A 17,213-nucleotide genomic window follows, 5' to 3' on the forward strand; every position below is an offset into this window, starting at 1 on the left:
AAATCGGCAAATCTGATCAAAAGTTGTAATCAGGAATGGCGGAAACACTGCGATTCCATCAGCAGAGTCGAAAATTCGGCTTTCGATTCCCATCATGAGAATCTGCTCCAAACCCGCAGAAAATCTCATTTACGCGGTCTCGTACCCATCAACATCGCGGAATCCCGAAAAATACAATCGGGTAAAATTGCCCCGCAACATGACCAATTGGAGCAGATTCGCAAAAAAGACGCCCCCAAAAGCGGCGACTGTCAAAATCCAGGAATAAGCAGAACAAGAAGAAGAACCTTATGCCGGACCTTCAAAAAGGCCGCAAAGGTCGCGGGGTTAATTCAGGGTCTGATTGACGACCTTGCTGGCATCGGCCGCACGCGCCGATGACGTGTTGGCAGCAGCCCCGGAAATCTTGCGACCCGACAGACCATCAGCAACTATCTGTTCGCGGTCATGGCGTTTTTTGGCGTCATACATGCGCTGATCGGCAAGGTCGATCAGGTTATGCGGCTGGGAAATGACATCTTCGATACGCTCGGCCAGTCCGTAGCTTGCCTGCTGGGTCAAACCATTGGCAAGATCGGCAAGACCCGGCGCCATGACGCGATGCATGACTTCATTGGCACGCGCCAATGTCAGGTCAGGCAGAATAACAAGGAATTCCTCCCCGCCCCAGCGGATCACCAAATCCGTGCTCCGGAACCGATGCGCCAGATTGCGCCCGGCTTCTTCAAGAATGCGGTCACCGTAATCATGGCCGAACTGATCATTGATTTTCTTGAAGTCATCAAGATCGACAAAGGCCACGGTAAGCGGGCTTCGCTTGCGATAGGCGGCTTCAAAATTAAGACGCAGCATTTCCATGCCAAAGGCACGGGTATAGACCCCCGTCAGCGGATCAATCGCAATTTCCTGCGCGGCAACAATCGTTCGATAAAGCTGAACCATGGCAGCCATCACCGCAAGCGGCAGCAAGACGGGCAAAATCATTTCAACCGGCACATAACCGCCTGCAACGGGCCCCTGCGCACCAAAGAACAGCAACACAATGATCGGAGAAACCATTATTCCCGCCTCGGCCAGTGTCAGCGGCATGATGGCAATCAGGACAACAATGCCAAGAAGCAGGAAACTGTGCGAGGTCAGCATCTTTGGCGACGCCGCAAGATCAAGCCCCGAAAAACCGCACAGCAGGGCGGCGGCAATCACAAGAAACAGCATCGGCAGATAAGGCGCACGGCGACGCCATTTCGAACTGACCGCCCGATTAAGCAGCACCACAACCGCAATCCCCATGACAAGGAGGCGCATGATCACGGCTTGCGATTGCCAGAAGCCATTACCATAAGCCCCATCCCAGATCGGGACAAGCGCCAGCAGAACGAGGATGAAAAAGGCCGCGAAGCGCGCGGTTAGCTGTACCGATTCCTTACGCCGCAGATGCAGAAGTTCTGCATGCCGGGGCGTATAAAGAAAATCACGATATCGACATCGCAAGGGCCCTGCGAAGCGTCGACTATCTCTTCGGGGACCGGATAGCACGCGGGTCAGCTCCAACTCATCAATGCGAAGGAGCCACTGCAGCCCCGAATAACTGCATGATCGTTCCCTGATTTAACCGGCAATTCAACTATCCAGAAGAGGTGGCACGCTGTTTTTGAATTAATTTTTAACTAATTAAGAGAGAAAAAATAAAAACAACCACCTGTTTTAACACAATAATTAACGTATTTTCGCGCCCCTAAGTTGTTTTTCACAACAACAGCACCCTTAAAACCGTAACGCGAATTGCAAAATGGTCGCGACTCGCATCATCCCGAAATCATAAGCCGCACCAAAAAGAAACCGCCACACCGAAAAACCGGTATGGCGGCAAAAATCAAAAGAATTTCAGGCTTAGCCCTGGGAAATCAGCCCCAAAGGGCGCGATCAGGAAGCCCCATGACGCCCTTGTCAAACACCAGACCGTTTTCACGGTCTTTTGCCATCCATAGCGGACCGTCAAGATCAACAATGCGGGCATCGGCGGCAACGATCATCGCCGGTGCCATCGCAAGCGATGTCCCTACCATGCAGCCGACCATGATCTGCATGCCAACCTTGGCGGCAGCATCGGCAAGCTCAAGCGCGCCGGTCAGACCGCCGGTTTTATCAAGCTTGATATTGATCATGTCGTAAAGCTGCGACAAACGCGGAATATCGGCAACGGTATGGATCGATTCATCGGCACAAAGCAGCACCAGACAATCAAGATCAATCAGACCGTCATCCTGCCCGGCGGGCAGCGGTTGCTCGATCATTTCCACACCAAGCGCGTCAAGCTCCGCACCGATATCCTCAAGCAGCGCAATCGACCATGCCTCGTTGGCATCAACAATCAAACGCGATGTCGGCGCGCCTTCACGAACCGCACGAACAGATTCGAGAACGTTTTCGCCGTTAAGCTTAAGCTTGAGCAACGGTGCAGACGCCGCCTTGCGCGCGGCTTCACGCATCGCATCAGGCGTATCAAGGCTAAGCGTTTCAGCCGTAATCAGGCCTTCGGGTGCCTTGCGTTCGGCAAGTTCCCAGGCACGACGCCCAAATCGCTTTGCCTCAAGGTCCCAATAGGCACAGTCAACCGCGTTGCGCGCCGCACCGGCCTTCATCGCGTCCTGCAATTCCTTTCGCGTCATACCACGCGAAAGGGCATCAGCCTGGGCCTCGATATCGGCTATGACGCCTTCGACGGTTTCGTTATAACGGGCATAGGGAACGCATTCCCCATATCCGGTATATTCACCGTCGGTCAGGGCGACCTTGACGACATGGGCCTCGGTCTTGGCCCCGCGCGAGATTTTGAACGCCCCGCGCAGCGGCCAGACTTCAGATGTGACACTTATGCGCGGCACATCAGATCTCCTGCAATTTGTCGACGATCGATGCAACACCGGTCCGAACCGGGTCCACACATGGCAGGCCAAATTCGGCTTCGACCTCGGCCAGAAGCTTTTTGGCCGCCGCATCGTCAAGCGACTTGGTGTTGATCGCAAAACCGGCAACCACACAATCGGGGTTGGTCAGGCGCGCATGCATCAGGTTGACGTCCATCGTGGTTTTCAGGTCCGGCAACTTATAGCCCGGCAGACCACGCATGTGGGTACGGGTCGGTTCGTGACAAACGATGATGGCATCGGGCTGCGAACCATGGATCAGCCCCATGGATACACCGGCGAACGAGGCATGGAACAGGCTGCCCTGCCCTTCGACAACGTCCCAATGGTCCGGCTCGTTGGCCGGCGCAATGGTTTCAACCGCGCCGGAAATAAAGTCCGAAATCACGGCATCAACCGAAATGCCTTCGCCCGCGATGAAAATACCGGTCTGGCCGGTGGCACGGAAAGTCGACTTCATGCCGCGCTTTTTCATTTCCGCATCAAGCGCAAGGGCGGTGTACATTTTCCCGACCGAGCAATCAGTCCCAACCGCCAGAACGCGTTTGCCCGGACGTTTTTCACCGTTACCGACCGGCAGCTTGCCATCAAAGTGACGAACGTCGAAAAGTTTCACGCCTTTAGCATTGGCCGCTTCGACCAGTTCGGGAATCGTCGACAGGCGCGTATGCAGACCGTTGGCGATATCCATCCCGGCATCAATCGCTGCCAGAAGGGTTTCCATCCATGCCGGTCCGATAATACCGCCACGGTTGGCAACGCCCAGAACGATGGTTTTGACACCGGCGGCTTTGGCTTCGGCAATCGACATTTCCGGCAGGCCAAGATCGGCCTGACAGCCCGGAAGGCTTAGCTGTGCGACACACCATTCGGGGCGCCACTGCTTGATGCCAATCGCGGTTTTTGCCGCCAGTTCGTCGGGTGCATCACCAAGAAACATAAGATACGGATGTTCGATTTTCATTTTACCTCCTTGACCAGCGTCCAACCGCTGCCCTTATAATCTGACGCGACTATAACGCAACTTGGTGGGAGCCATCCAGATATATGAATTGATATCTTCGACTATCCACCGAAATACTCGCACAAAATTCGAATATCGAAGCAAATAACAAAAAAACATTCTGAATTCATCGAAGACAAACCTCCTTTCTTGTGAATTTGACCGGGAAACGCCCGGAAAAAGCAAGAAAATGCAATTTTGAAGGACTGGCGCGAAAGCGTCCGACTACACATGAGTACCGATCTCAAAAAGTGGCTTTCTGACCGCAAAATTGAAGAAGTCGAATGTATTGTCCCAGATATGTCCGGGGTGGCACGCGGCAAGGTTCTGCCAACGCAAAAGTTTTTGCGCGGGCTTGAAGCCAAAAGCCTTGCCATCCCCGAGGCAATTTTTTCCATGACGGTCACCGGGGGCTACCCGGAAGAAACCGACGCGTTTCTCGACCCGGCGGAAAAAGACGTTGTCATGGTCCCCGATCCGGAAACCATTCGCGTCGTGCCGTGGTACGAAGAACCGACAGCACAGATTATTTGCGACTGTTATCATTTTTGTGGCGACGAGGTGTCGATCTCACCGCGCCACGTTCTGAAACGTGTCCTGGCGGCCTTTGAAGAACGCGGCATGAAACCGATCATTGCCCCGGAACTTGAATTTTATCTGGTGGCAAAAAACACCGACCCGGACAACCCGCTTGAACCGCCAATCGGACGTTCGGGCCGACCGGAACGGGCATCGAACGCCTTTGGCATCGATGCGATCAACGAATTCGATCCACTGATCGAAGACCTTTACGACTATTGCGAGGCCATGAATATCGACGCAGATACCATGAGCCACGAGTCGGGCCCCGCCCAGCTTGAAATGAACTTCAATCACGGCGCGCCGCTTGAACTGGCCGACCAGGCCTTCCTGTTCAAACGCACGCTGCGTGAAACCGCGCTCAAGCACGGGGTCTATGGCACATTCATGGCCAAACCGATGGGCAACCATCCGGGCAGTGCCATGCATATCCATCAAAGCGTCGTCGACATCAAGACAGGCAAAAACCTGTTTGCCGATGACAATGGCGATAACTCGCAGATGTTCCTGAACTATGTCGGCGGCTTGCAGCGTTATCTGCCTGCTGCCATGCCGCTTCTGGCTCCGAACATGAACAGCTATCGCCGTTTGCAGCCCTGGTCGGATGCCCCGATCAACATGCACTGGTCACTTGATAACCGGACTGTCGGCCTGCGTCAGCCGAACGGCCCGGCCAATGCACGCCGTATCGAAAACCGCATTCCGGGGGCCGATGCCAACCCGTATCTGGCGATTGCGGCATCGCTTGCCTGTGGCCTGCTGGGTATTATCGAGGAAGTCGATCCGACCGCCCAGATCGAAGGGTCGGGTTATGACCGGGCGCATTCCCTGCCCCGTCACATCCACGAAGCACTGGCCAAATTCCATCGGTGCAAACCGCTAAAAGACCTGTTGGGCGAAGAATTTTCGGCCGCCGTTCTCGCCGTCAAGGAAGCCGAATGGGATGCCTATCAGACGGTGATCAGCGCGTGGGAGCGTGAACACCTTCTGCTGAACGTTTGATTGAATTCTTGCGCCAGGGCATCATCTCTGGCGCAAGAATGTTGCATGATGAATGCCTAATTTTTCACTTGATGCGAAAAATGCCCAAAAATCCATCTTGTATTTGACAAAAACCTGAGGCATTCGAAGGATATGAGGGTCTTGGAGAAAGCAATAACAGGACCTTCAAATTTTCAAACGCTGCCACATGGGAGGCTCAGCGAAATGAAATCACTTCTTAAATCTTCCAGCCTGGTTGTCCTTGCCGCAGCCCTTTCGGGCTTTGCCGCAAGCGCATCGGCACAGGAAGTCCTTAACGTTTATAACTGGTCTGACTATATCGGCGAAGAAACCGTCGCCAATTTCGAAAAGGAATATGGCGTAAAGGTCAATTACGACGTCTATGACAGCAACCAGGTTGTCGAAGCCAAACTGCTGGCTGGCAATTCGGGTTATGACCTTGTCGTTCCGACTCTGGCCGATGCACAGCGCCTGATCCAGGCAGGCATCTTCCAGAAAGTCGACAAATCCAAACTGGAAAACTTTGGCAATCTGGACAAGGTGATCCTGAACCAGACCGCCAAATACGACCCGAACAACGATTACGCTGTTCCGTACCTTTGGGGCACCAACGGCATTGGCTATAACGTTGCCAAGGTTCAGGAAGCTCTGGGTGACGATGCCCCGCTCGATAGCTGGGCGCTGGTTTTTGATCCGCAATATGCCGAAAAACTGTCAAAATGCGGTCTGACCATGCTTGACGATCCGGGCGAAATCGTGCCGCTCGTCAACTTCTATCTTGATAAGCCGGATTCCAAACAGTCGACCGCGGATATCGAAGCCGCAATGGCCGAACTCGAAAAAATCCGTCCCTACATCACCTATTTCCACAGCTCGCAATATATCAACGACCTTGCCAATGGTAACGTCTGCGTATCGATCGGCTGGTCGGGTGACGTTGGCCAGGCCGCCCTTCGCGCCGAAGAAGCCGGCAATGGCAACGAGATCAAATACGTGATTCCGAAGGAAGGTACCCTGATCTGGTTTGACGTGATGATGATTCCGGCCGATGCGCCGAACCCGGATCTGGCCCACAAATTCATTGATTACATCCTGCGCGCCGATGTCGGTGCCGATCTTGCCAACTATGTCGAATATGCCAGCCCGAACGAGGCTGCCATGGAATTCATCGACGAAGATCTGAAAGCCGATCCGGGTGTTTACCCGTCGCAGGAAGTCAAGGAACGCCTGCGTTCCAAGATCGAGCCGGGCTCGAAAGAACTTCGGACCCGTACCCGTCTGTGGACCAAGCTTAAAACCGGTCAGTAATTGATCCATTGATCGATCAAGTAAATCGGTCCGGTTAATATCAGACATGCCCAAAGGGGCGCTGCACAGTTCGCAGCGCCCCTTTTTTGTGACATTGCGAATTGTGACTCGTGATGACGTGCTTGAAATTGCGCAGGGTGCCAAAGCCGCGCTAAACGAAGATGAAACCGCCAACAATGCACATTTTCTGAACACCTCTGCTGACTTTTCCGCCATTTATCGCAATTTCAACCACGAAACGTTCGAAATATCGCACACCCCTCTTTACAGATTGTGGAATTGCTTCATCCTGTTAATCAGGCAGAACCAAAACATCGGACGGCAAGCTTCGGCCAACCGCGCTCGAATGCATAGCCGGGCATGTCGCCCGATGTTTTGGGTATATCTCGACAACAAACAAGGGGAGAAGCTTGGTGTCGCAGGGGGCTTTGCAGAAAGCACACGAGGATGTGCACAAGACTCAGCCTTGGAACAATCCCGAAGCGGTCCCGTTTATCCGTTTCGAGAATGTGACCAAGAAGTTCGGCGACTTTTATGCCGTCGATGATGTGTCGCTTGATATTTACCGGCATGAATTATTTGCCCTTCTGGGCGGATCGGGCTGCGGCAAAACAACCCTTTTGCGGATGCTGGCCGGGTTCGAGGAACCGACAGCGGGCAAAATCTTCATCGATGGTGTCGATATGGCAGGCGTCCCGGCCTATGAACGCCCGACCAACATGATGTTCCAGTCCTATGCCCTGTTCCCGCACATGACAGTTGAACAGAATGTGGCCTTTGGCCTGCATCAGGACGGATTGCCGAAATCGGAAATCCGCACGCTGGTTTCCGATATGCTGGCCCTTGTGCAAATGACCAAGTTTGCCAAACGCAAACCCCATCAGCTTTCCGGCGGGCAGCGCCAGCGTGTTGCTCTGGCGCGATCCCTTGTCAAAAAGCCAAAGGTTCTTCTGCTCGACGAACCGCTTGGCGCACTTGATAAAAAGCTGCGCGAACAGACACAGTTCGAACTGGTCAACATTCAGGAAAAGGTCGGCACCACCTTTGTCATGGTCACCCATGATCAGGAAGAAGCCATGACAATGGCATCGCGCATTGCGGTGATGAATGAAGGTGTGATCCGTCAGCTTGGCACCCCGTTCGAACTTTACGAATATCCCAACAGCCGCTTTACCGCGAACTTCCTCGGTCAGGTCAACCTGATCGAAGGAACGCTTGTCGATGATGACGAAAAATACGCCGTCATTCATTCCGACGATGCCGGTGGTGAAATTTATATCGACCACGCCGTTCAGGGCCACGAAGGGGCGACACTTTGGATCGCGCTTCGCCCGGAACGCTTGCGCCTGCTGACCGAAAAACCGACCGATACGAAATATAATTGCCTGTCTGGCAAGGTCGAAGAAATCGGTTATCTTGGCGGGCTTTCGACCTATCACGTACGCCTTGATAGCGGTTTCCGCATCAAGGTCACCGAACCCAATTCCAGCCGCCATATCGAACCACGTTACACGTGGGAAGATCGCGTCTGGGTAACGTGGGAGGCCGGGGCTGCTTCGGTTCTGAATCAATGAGCAGTGACAAGCCAACCCTGAAACAACGTTATGATCGCCTGATGCTCAAGCATGGCCGGGTCCTTGTGATCGGCCTGCCCTATCTCTGGCTGATGCTGTTCTTCCTGATCCCGTTCCTGATCGTTCTGAAAATCAGCTTCGCCACCGCCGAATATGCCCAGCCGCCCTATAGCGCGCTGTTCACGTGGATTGACGAAGGGGTCAATATCACGATCAATTTCGGCAATTACCTGTTTCTGCTTAGCGACAGTCTTTATATATCGGCCTATCTGAATTCGATCCGGATTGCTGCGATTTCAACCGTGATCACGCTTCTGATCGGTTATCCGATGGCCTATGGCATTGCACGCGCGCAAGGATCGCTTCGCAGTGTGCTGCTGATGATGGTGATCCTGCCGTTCTGGACCAGCTTCCTGATCCGCGTTTATGCCTGGATCGGCATTCTGGACCGCGAGGGGCTGATCAATGCGCTGTTGCTGAACCTTGGCATTATTTCCGAGCCATTGATCATGCGTCAGACCGAATTCGCGGTCTATATCGGCATTGTCTATACTTACCTGCCCTTCATGATCCTGCCGCTTTATTCCACGCTGGAAAAAATGGATGTCAGCCTGATCGAGGCCGCCCTTGATCTTGGCTGCAAGCCATGGAAAGCCTTCATGAAGGTGACCCTGCCCCTATCGATGCCTGGCATTCTGGCCGGATCGCTTCTGGTGTTCATTCCGTCCGTCGGCGAGTTTGTCATCCCGGAACTTCTGGGCGGGCCGAATACCCTGATGATCGGTCGAACGCTTTGGAACGAATTCTTTGCCAACCGTGACTGGCCGATTGCATCCTCGGTCGCGATTGCGATGCTGCTGTTCCTTGTCGTACCGATCATGTGGTTCCAGCATATCCAGACCAAGCAGGAGGAAAACGGACAATGACCGGCAAACGTTCGACTTTCCTTCTAAGCGCCTTGGTGTTCGGCTTTGCATTTCTGTATGTGCCGATCCTGCTTGTGATCATTTACTCGTTTAACGAGGGCAAGCTGGTCACCGTCTGGACCGGTTTCTCGTTCAAATGGTATGTATCGCTGTTTTCCAATGACGGCATGATCGATGCCGCCTGGAACAGCCTTCGGATCGGGGTGATGTCGGCAACGCTGGCCCTTGCGGTTGGCACACCGGCCGGGCTTGTCATGTCCCGTTTCGGACGGTTCAAAAGCCGCACCCTGTTTTCGGGCATGGTTGCCGCCCCGCTTGTGATGCCCGAAGTCATCACCGGCCTGTCCCTGCTATTGCTGTTTGTCACCCTTGAACAGTTGATCGGATGGCCAGCCGGGCGTGGTGTAACCACGATTGTGATCGCACATACGACCTTCTGTGCGGCCTATGTCGCGGTTGTTGTGCAATCGCGACTGGCGGGCATGGATACCTCGGTCGAAGAAGCCGCGATGGACCTTGGCGCCAAACCGGCAAAGATTTTCTTTGTCATTACCCTGCCCATGATCCTGCCGGCCCTTCTGGCCGGTTGGTTGCTTTCCTTCACCCTATCGCTGGACGATCTGGTGATTGCAAGCTTCGTCGCCGGTCCGGGCTCCACCACCCTGCCGATGAAGGTTTTCTCATCCGTGCGACTGGGTGTTTCGCCGGAAATCAACGCGCTCGCGACACTGATCATCCTTGCCGTATCGGTGATGATCGTGATTTCCAGCCTGCTGATCCTGCGGTCAGAACGGGCGCGGACCCGATCCATGAACCAGACGACAATCGATACCTGATGTCATGTCGCCCAATGCAAAAAAGCAGCACCTTCGCGGGTGCTGCTTTTTTTATGATGCTGATTGAAAAGCCGATGGCAAAACCGAAATCAGGCCCGGTTCTGTTCTTCCATCTGACGCAGGAATTCACGACATTTCATACCCGGCGCAAGAACACGCCAGTACGACACCACCGCTTCTTCGGTTGCCACACTGAAATCGATAATCAGATTATCAAGCGCGTTCTGACGCATCAGTTCGGCAACACGTTCCGGAATCTGTGACATCTGCCACATGCCAATCACCAATGCATAGGATGTCCGCATCAGCTTGTTGGCATTCTCTGGCGTGATGGCATACAGCTCGGACAGGGCATCTGCCGTCCGTTTCACCATGGAAGAAATAAATCTTCGATGGCTTAGAACCGCTTCATCGTCCGTCCCCTGCTCAAGAACCCCTTGTGACAGGGACGCCAGATGCAGGAATTGCTTCCGTTTGACAAGATACTGCACGAATTGTTGTGCAACGCGTGCTGAATCCCGTTCTTCGGGACGGCGCAACGCTTCCTGTTCAATCACTTCAAGGTTGTTTTCAAACCACCCCTTCAGGAACCCGCGCAGGACTTCCAGAAAAAGGGCTTCCTTGCTTGAAAAATAAAGATACAGCGTGCCTTTGGCGAGACTGGCCTTTTTGGCGACTTCGGCTGCCGATGGCAGTTGTCCGTCCCCCTCAAGATAAAGCGCCTCGGCTGCGACAAGTATATCGTTTCTACGTTTCAGTTTTTGCTCGTGGCTACGCGCACGAACAAGACATTCGTTTTCCATAGAGAATTATTCCCCCAACATTCTCCCTGAACTTATATTAATGCCTATTAATTCATTCAAAAGTCAAATCGCGCGGTGACTTTCGATAGATAAAATCAAAGAAACGTCGATGTAACAAACAGTTCGCCTGCATTTTTTAAGCGCGCGTTAGATGAACAATAGTCACCACACAGCAATCGAGAAACGTATTTGCGAACAAAAATCGCGAATCTGTACAGATTTGATTCGCTGCGGCTGCGAAGTCCCGCTTGCGGCAAGCGCGAAATACCTGATGGGTAGCCTTCATACCAAAACCATTCAACCACCCGTTCCTTCGGGTAACAAAAATGGCCCTGATTGGGCGTCCCTAACCTTTTGAGTGGGTGATCTTGTTGATAAACCACGTTAAATCAAACTTGGGGAAGATTAAAATCCGCGAAAACAAGCGGTGTCATTTTTCACCACTGATCCTGAAACTGGTCTTAGAACCGAGGGGACTATGAGCACACACGACGAAAATGAACTTCCTGAAGCCAATAATGGCTCTCAGGCGGCGGCAGATATTGCTGAAAACAGCGAAAACGCCGAATACCATAACGGCCAGATTCAATATCACGGTCGCTGGCAGGACGTTCTGAAACTTTGCTGCTGGAACACGCTTTGGACCATCCTGACATTGGGCATATTCCGTTTCTGGGCCAAAACCCGGATGCGCCGCGATATCTGGAGCAACATCGTCATTGATGGTGATGCGTTGGAATATACCGGTCGCGGGTTGGAACTTTTCCTTGGCTTCCTGATTATCTCGGTCATCTTTATCCCCGCGTCCCTGCTGCTGGGCTTTATCTCGGCCCAACTGCCCCCGGCCATGCAGGGATTGCAGATTATCGTGATGTATGCCGTCATTCTGTTTCTGATTTTTGTCGCGATCTATCGCGCCACGCGCTATCGCATGAGCCGCACCTTCTGGCGCGGCATTCGCGGAAAACTGGGCGGTTCGTCCTTCAAATATGCCTTGATCGGCTTTGGCAGCTTTTTGGCAGCCATCCTGTCGCTGGGCATTCTGATGCCGCTCAGCTTTATCACGCTGACCCGCTATGAAACCAACAACACCTGGATCGGCGACCATCAGGCACGCTTTACCGGTACATTCGGCCCTGCCTTCAAAAAGTGGATCCTGACCTGGCTCCTGTGTCTGGTCGCGATTGCCATATCGGGCGGCATTATTGCGGCGGCGGTTAACTTTACGCACTCCCCGTTTTATATCGTGCCGCTGGCCTTTATTCCGTATCTCGTGATCGTCTTCGGGATGGCCTGGTACCATGTATGGTGCTTCCGGTATCAAAGCGAAAACACCACCCTTGCAGGCCTGCAATTTGGCAGCACGCTCGCGACCGGGCAATATATCAAACTGTTGCTACGCTTCCTGCTGTTGATGGTTTTGGCGGGGATTGTCTTTGTTGCCCTGCTGTCGGTCACCGGTGGTTTTGCCGCATTCTCGATCCTTGCAAATAACGCGGCATCCTATATGCCACCGGAACAGGTTCTGGCGATCCTGGCACCGTTCTTTATCCTGATGCTGCTTGCAACACCTGTCTTCGGCATCCTGACATTTGTCGGGCTGACCCATCCGATGCTGGCACTGCATGTTTCATCGCTGGTATATGACGGTGACATCGCAGAACTGCATCAGAACACGGATGCACAGAACGTCCCGCGCACCGGCGAAGGTCTTGCAGAAGCCTTTGATCTGGGCGGGATTTAACAAGGCATTTTGATGAACAGCTTGCCCAATGCCCGTCTTTTTGACGGTAAAACATCGTTGGCAACGAATGTAACGGTCGGCATATCCGACCGTTACATTACCCTGTATCTGGCAGACGGCGGGGAACAGGTGCTGTCAAAAGACAGTGTTTATCTGTGTGAAAAGATCGAAAAGAGAAAACCGCTTCGTTTGCGAAAGCGCAAGGATGATGGATTTCGCCTGATTTTTGACGATCCGCACTCCAAGGCCTTCATTGTCGAAAACCTGCCCGGACTTGCCGTGGACGAAGGGGCCACAAGGGCAAAAGTCCTGCTTGCGTCTGGTATCATCGGTTTCTCCGCGGCAATCGCCCTGCTGATCTGGCAGGGCATGCCATTGATGATTGATCTGGTCATCGCGGTGTATCCACGTTCCATGGAAATGGATATGGGACGCAATGCGCGCGAACAGATCGTGGCGATCATGGGCGAAGACCGCGACGGGACAAGTGCGTGTGCGATCAACGATCCCGCACAAAAGGTCATCACCACCATTCTGGGCCGCTTTGAACAAACCGGCGCACTGACATATGACTACCAAACCACCGTACTGCGCAGCGATATCGAAAACGCCCTTGCCCTGCCCGGCGGGCAGATCATTGTATTTTCCGAACTGATAAAAAAGGCGGAAAATCCCGAAGCTCTGGCTGGCGTTCTGGCCCATGAAATCGGCCATACGGAAATGCAGCATGGCCTTCAAAAACTGTTTTCAGGTATCGCGCTTGGCCAGCTTGTCCGATTGATGACCGGCGGGGCCGACCTTCCGGTCGGCTTTGTCATGGAACAAAGCTATTCCCGGGACATGGAAACCGATGCCGATCACTTTGCCCTTGAACTGATGGGTGACGCCAGCATCGAAACCCAAAGCACGGCAAAGCTGTTTCGCACAATCTCCACCGAAAGCAGATATGCCGAAATTGCCAGTTTCCTGCCGGAAATCCTAAGCTCGCACCCGGAAATGACCGGTCGGATCGACCTGTTTGAACAAAGCGACATCACAGGTACGCTTGATATCAATCCGCAGGACTGGAAAGCCTTGCAAACGGTCTGCGACTAATCACGTTGGAACCGGACAGGCCATAAACCTGCCCGCCTCGCTTGAGTGGATCAGACCGGCAATTCGGTCGTGCGTTTGACTTCGCGCAGGGTGATGATGGTCTGGACCCGCTCCACCCCCGGAAGCTGGGTCAGGACTTCGCTGTGGATGCGTTCATAGTCGGCGGTATTGCTGTAAACCACATGCACCAGATAGTCGCTCTGCCCCGCGAGAAGGTAACATTCCACGACTTCCGGGACCGACTGGATTTCCTTTTCAAAGGTTTCAAGCGCCTCACGGGTCTGGCGTGCAATCGAGATATTGACGAATGCATTGCCCGGTTTGCCGATGCGGGCCGGATTAAGCAGCATCGTGTAACGATCAATCAGACCGGCTTCTTCCAGAAGCCTGACACGGCGCAAGCAGGCCGACGCCGATAAATTGACCTTTTCGGCCAGTTCGGCGTTGCTGATACGACCGTCGCGCTGAAGCAGCCGCAGGATCATCCGGTCACGTTCGTCCATCTGCATTTCGAATATTCTCCCTGCCTGAAGCGGATTTTTTAAAATTATATAGCATTAATACCATCAAACTCACCGATGATTGAAGGGAAATTGCCACAATTTTCGGGTATCCTGCATAGATAACTAAAAACGGGAAAACCGTTATCATCGCCACGTTTGTCCGGGAGAGAAACAATGCTGATTGGCATTCCGAAAGAAATCAAAAACCATGAATATCGCGTCGGCCTGACCCCGAGTTCCGTGCGTGAAGCCACGGCCCACGGGCATGACGTCATCATCGAAACCAATGCTGGTGCCGGTATCGGTTGCAGCAACGATGATTACGTCGCCGCCGGCGCAAAAATCGTCGATACCGCGGCCGAAATCTTTGCCAAATCCGAAATGATCGTAAAGGTCAAGGAACCGCAGAAAGTCGAATACGAGCAGCTCCGCGAAGGGCAGCTTCTGTTTACCTACCTTCATCTGGCGCCCGATCCGGAACAGACCGCCGGTCTGATCAAATCCGGGGTGACGGCGATTGCCTATGAAACCGTTACCGATAAAAATGGTGGCCTGCCATTACTGGCCCCGATGTCCGAAGTTGCCGGGCGCATGGCACCGCAGGTCGGTGCAGCGGCCCTGCAAAAGGCCAATGGCGGGCGTGGCATGTTGCTAGGCGGTGTGCCCGGTGTTGCCCCGGCCAAGGTCGTTGTAATCGGCGGCGGCGTTGTCGGCACCAATGCCGCCCGCATTGCCGCGGGCATGGGCGCGGACGTCATCATTCTCGACAAGAATGTCAAACGCCTGACCTATATTGACGATGTGTTTGGCCCGCGCATCAAAACGCAATATGCCACCATCGATGATACCGAGGCACTGGTCTATGATGCCGACATGGTTGTCGGTGCCGTCCTGATCCCCGGTGCCGCGGCACCGAAACTGATCCATAAGAACCAGCTTTCAACAATGAAGCCGGGTTCGGTGATTGTCGATGTCGCGATTGATCAGGGCGGCTGCTTTGAAACATCCAAAGCCACCACCCATGCCGATCCGACCTATATCGTCGATGACGTGGTGCATTACTGTGTTGCCAACATGCCCGGTGCGGTCGCCCGCACATCGACCTTTGCGCTCAACAACGCAACCCTGCCCTTCACCCTTGCCCTTGCTGACAAGGGCTGGAAAAAAGCCTGCCAGGAAGATCCCCATCTGGCCGCAGGACTAAACGTTCACGAAGGCCGCATCACCTATGAGGCCGTCGCACGTGATCTTGGGTACGAGTACATTCCGCTGCAAAAAGTCCTCACCTGACCAAGCGGCGTTGCATCATACACAAATGGCCGCCTCGTTTGCCGGGGCGGCCATTTTACAAGCCGTTCAGATCGCGAACAAAGGCACGTGCGCATTGCACAAATTCATCAATGACCCGCGACATTGTGTCTTCGGGCCATGCCAATGCAAGATTGACCGCATCGGCTGGTAATTCCGGCATTGGAATATAGGCAACGCCGACATGGGGTGTATGGGTAACCCAGCTCGGCGCCACGCCAACCCCCATTCCCGCGGCAACAAGTGCCACGATTCCCAATGTGTGACCAACTTCTTCAACGATGTCCAAAGATACCCCGACATCACGTGCATGCTGGATGACCACGTTCTGGTAACTGACCCCCAAAATCGGCGCATAGGCAATGTATGGCAGCCCCGTAAAATCGCTTAGCGACAGCGTTTTATTTCCGGAAAGCACATGATCCGCCGGAACAAGCCCAACAAAGGCCTCGCTGAACAAATTCATGATATTGAGGTTGGCCTTGGCCCTTGGCGGGCGAATAAAGGCAACATCCACCTGCCCCTCTATCATCGCATCAAGCAGCTCGTTGGTCGTCAGTATTTTGATATCAATCCGCGTATCCGGGCATTTGGCATGAAACATCCGGAGGATTTCCGGCAGACATGTAAAAATCGCAGGTGAAACACAACCAATCGTCAGCTTGCGATTTGCCTGCCCCATCACGAAACGGGCGGCCTCGACTCCCTCCTCGACACTTGATAACGCCAGCAACGCCTTTTCACGGAAAACTTCTCCCGCCGGCGTCAGGCGAACACTTCGGGTCGTGCGTTCAAAAAGTTGCCCGCCAACCCGTTCCTCAAGCTGCTTGATTTGCTGGCTAAGCGGGGCCTGCGCGATGCCAAGACGTTCGGCGGCCCGCCCGAAATGCATTTCGTCAGCCACACAAATAAAATAACGCAGATGGCGTAATTCAACGCGATTATTGATACTCATCAGATATAAATATACGCCATTTATATATTTGACAAGATTAATGTCCGGCTGATTTTATAGTCTCAGGAGGCGCCCTGCCAAAAAGCCGAACAAGAAGCTCGCAGGGCCATGATGGAGAGGCTAGAGATGCAATCAACTGAACCGGCATTGCCGAAGCGAAGGCTCGACCTTGCGCTTCCGCTAAAAATCCTGACCGGCGCCACGCTGGCAATCATTGTGATACTGACCCTTGCACAGGTTGTCTTTCGATACTTCTTTGACAGTCCGCTTTTATGGAGCGACGAACTAAGCCGATTACTCGTGGTTTGGATGACATTTATCGGTGCTGCCGTTGTGTGCTGGCAGGGACGTCATCTTTCCGTCGATGTTTTCGTAAATCTGATGCCGGAAAAAGTCAGAAAGATAATCCGCATTTCCAATCAGATTCTGGCACTGGCCTTCCTTGGCGTGATGACCTGGAAAAGCTTTCGTATTGTAAAACTCGAAAACTTTCAGGAAATGAGCATCCTTCCCTTGCCTGCCGGTACGGTGCGTCTTGCCGCGACCGTTGGCGGAATACTGATGCTTGTTGTCATCCTTGCCCGTCTTTTCCTGTCTGATCGGCTTCGCAATGTGCGAACCGAAAATGACGAAAACTCGATGCTGTAAGG

The 17,213-nt window shown here is 53.4% G+C and carries 15 protein-coding genes; 9 read left to right on the plus strand and 6 right to left on the minus strand.

What is annotated here, in order from left to right:
• Positions 1–327 precede the first annotated feature (327 nt).
• The 3 genes from SMB34_RS04300 to dgcN all read right to left on the minus strand — a co-directional run bounded on the left by SMB34_RS04300 (position 328) and on the right by dgcN (position 3,891).
• Positions 328–1,491: a GGDEF domain-containing protein gene (locus tag SMB34_RS04300; protein ID WP_037987885.1), complete on the minus strand. Its 1,164-nt coding sequence runs from the start codon at positions 1,489–1,491 to the stop codon at positions 328–330.
• Between the two features lie 413 nt (positions 1,492–1,904).
• On the minus strand, positions 1,905–2,885 hold the full coding sequence (gene dgcA / locus SMB34_RS04305; RefSeq protein ID WP_037987887.1) for an N-acetyl-D-Glu racemase DgcA: 981 nt from the start codon (positions 2,883–2,885) through the stop codon (positions 1,905–1,907).
• Between the two features lies 1 nt (position 2,886).
• On the minus strand, positions 2,887–3,891 hold the full coding sequence (gene dgcN / locus SMB34_RS04310; protein ID WP_037987889.1) for an N-acetyltransferase DgcN: 1,005 nt from the start codon (positions 3,889–3,891) through the stop codon (positions 2,887–2,889).
• A gap of 270 nt (positions 3,892–4,161) precedes the next feature.
• Between dgcN and SMB34_RS04315 the strand changes: the two genes are divergently transcribed.
• The 5 genes from SMB34_RS04315 to SMB34_RS04335 all read left to right on the plus strand — a co-directional run bounded on the left by SMB34_RS04315 (position 4,162) and on the right by SMB34_RS04335 (position 10,155).
• Positions 4,162–5,511, plus strand: a complete 1,350-nt coding sequence (locus SMB34_RS04315) for a glutamine synthetase family protein (RefSeq protein ID WP_037987890.1) — start codon at positions 4,162–4,164, stop codon at positions 5,509–5,511.
• Positions 5,512–5,715: 204 nt separating this feature from the next.
• Positions 5,716–6,819 (plus strand): polyamine ABC transporter substrate-binding protein, encoded by a 1,104-nt coding sequence (locus tag SMB34_RS04320; RefSeq protein ID WP_007091768.1) that lies wholly within the window; start codon positions 5,716–5,718, stop codon positions 6,817–6,819.
• A 413-nt stretch (positions 6,820–7,232) separates the two neighbouring features.
• A complete protein-coding gene (locus tag SMB34_RS04325) occupies positions 7,233–8,393 on the plus strand; it encodes an ABC transporter ATP-binding protein (protein ID WP_007091767.1) in 1,161 nt (386 codons plus the stop codon).
• Entirely contained in the window at positions 8,390–9,319 is a 930-nt protein-coding gene (locus SMB34_RS04330; RefSeq protein ID WP_037987892.1) for an ABC transporter permease subunit, read from the plus strand. The genes SMB34_RS04325 and SMB34_RS04330 overlap by 4 nt, the downstream gene beginning before the upstream one ends.
• A complete protein-coding gene (locus SMB34_RS04335) occupies positions 9,316–10,155 on the plus strand; it encodes an ABC transporter permease subunit (RefSeq protein ID WP_007091765.1) in 840 nt (279 codons plus the stop codon). The genes SMB34_RS04330 and SMB34_RS04335 overlap by 4 nt, the downstream gene beginning before the upstream one ends.
• A gap of 89 nt (positions 10,156–10,244) precedes the next feature.
• On the opposite strand, the gene SMB34_RS04340 is transcribed toward SMB34_RS04335, so the two are convergent.
• On the minus strand, positions 10,245–10,958 hold the full coding sequence (locus tag SMB34_RS04340; RefSeq protein WP_007092106.1) for a TetR/AcrR family transcriptional regulator: 714 nt from the start codon (positions 10,956–10,958) through the stop codon (positions 10,245–10,247).
• Between the two features lie 478 nt (positions 10,959–11,436).
• Here SMB34_RS04340 and SMB34_RS20585 point away from each other — a divergent pair, with 478 nt between their 5' ends.
• Positions 11,437–12,702, plus strand: coding sequence for a YjgN family protein (locus SMB34_RS20585; protein ID WP_051682124.1), 1,266 nt, complete (start codon positions 11,437–11,439; stop codon positions 12,700–12,702).
• 12 nt (positions 12,703–12,714) lie between these two features.
• Positions 12,715–13,797, plus strand: a complete 1,083-nt coding sequence (locus SMB34_RS04350; protein ID WP_037987894.1) for a M48 family metallopeptidase — start codon at positions 12,715–12,717, stop codon at positions 13,795–13,797.
• A 50-nt stretch (positions 13,798–13,847) separates the two neighbouring features.
• Here SMB34_RS04350 and SMB34_RS04355 read toward each other — a convergent pair whose 3' ends face one another.
• Entirely contained in the window at positions 13,848–14,306 is a 459-nt protein-coding gene (locus SMB34_RS04355; RefSeq protein ID WP_007092109.1) for an Lrp/AsnC family transcriptional regulator, read from the minus strand.
• A gap of 168 nt (positions 14,307–14,474) precedes the next feature.
• On the opposite strand from SMB34_RS04355, the gene ald reads away from it, so the two are divergent.
• A complete protein-coding gene (gene ald / locus SMB34_RS04360; RefSeq protein WP_037987896.1) occupies positions 14,475–15,590 on the plus strand; it encodes an alanine dehydrogenase in 1,116 nt (371 codons plus the stop codon).
• 55 nt (positions 15,591–15,645) lie between these two features.
• Here ald and SMB34_RS04365 read toward each other — a convergent pair whose 3' ends face one another.
• Positions 15,646–16,563, minus strand: coding sequence for a LysR family transcriptional regulator (locus tag SMB34_RS04365; protein ID WP_037987899.1), 918 nt, complete (start codon positions 16,561–16,563; stop codon positions 15,646–15,648).
• Positions 16,564–16,689: 126 nt separating this feature from the next.
• On the opposite strand from SMB34_RS04365, the gene SMB34_RS04370 reads away from it, so the two are divergent.
• Positions 16,690–17,211: a TRAP transporter small permease gene (locus tag SMB34_RS04370; protein WP_037987901.1), complete on the plus strand. Its 522-nt coding sequence runs from the start codon at positions 16,690–16,692 to the stop codon at positions 17,209–17,211.
• The last annotated feature ends 2 nt before the right edge of the window (positions 17,212–17,213 follow it).

It is taken from the genome of Thalassospira permensis NBRC 106175, from assembly GCF_000714555.1.
In the GTDB taxonomy this organism is placed as follows: Bacteria; Pseudomonadota; Alphaproteobacteria; order Rhodospirillales; family Thalassospiraceae; genus Thalassospira; species Thalassospira xiamenensis.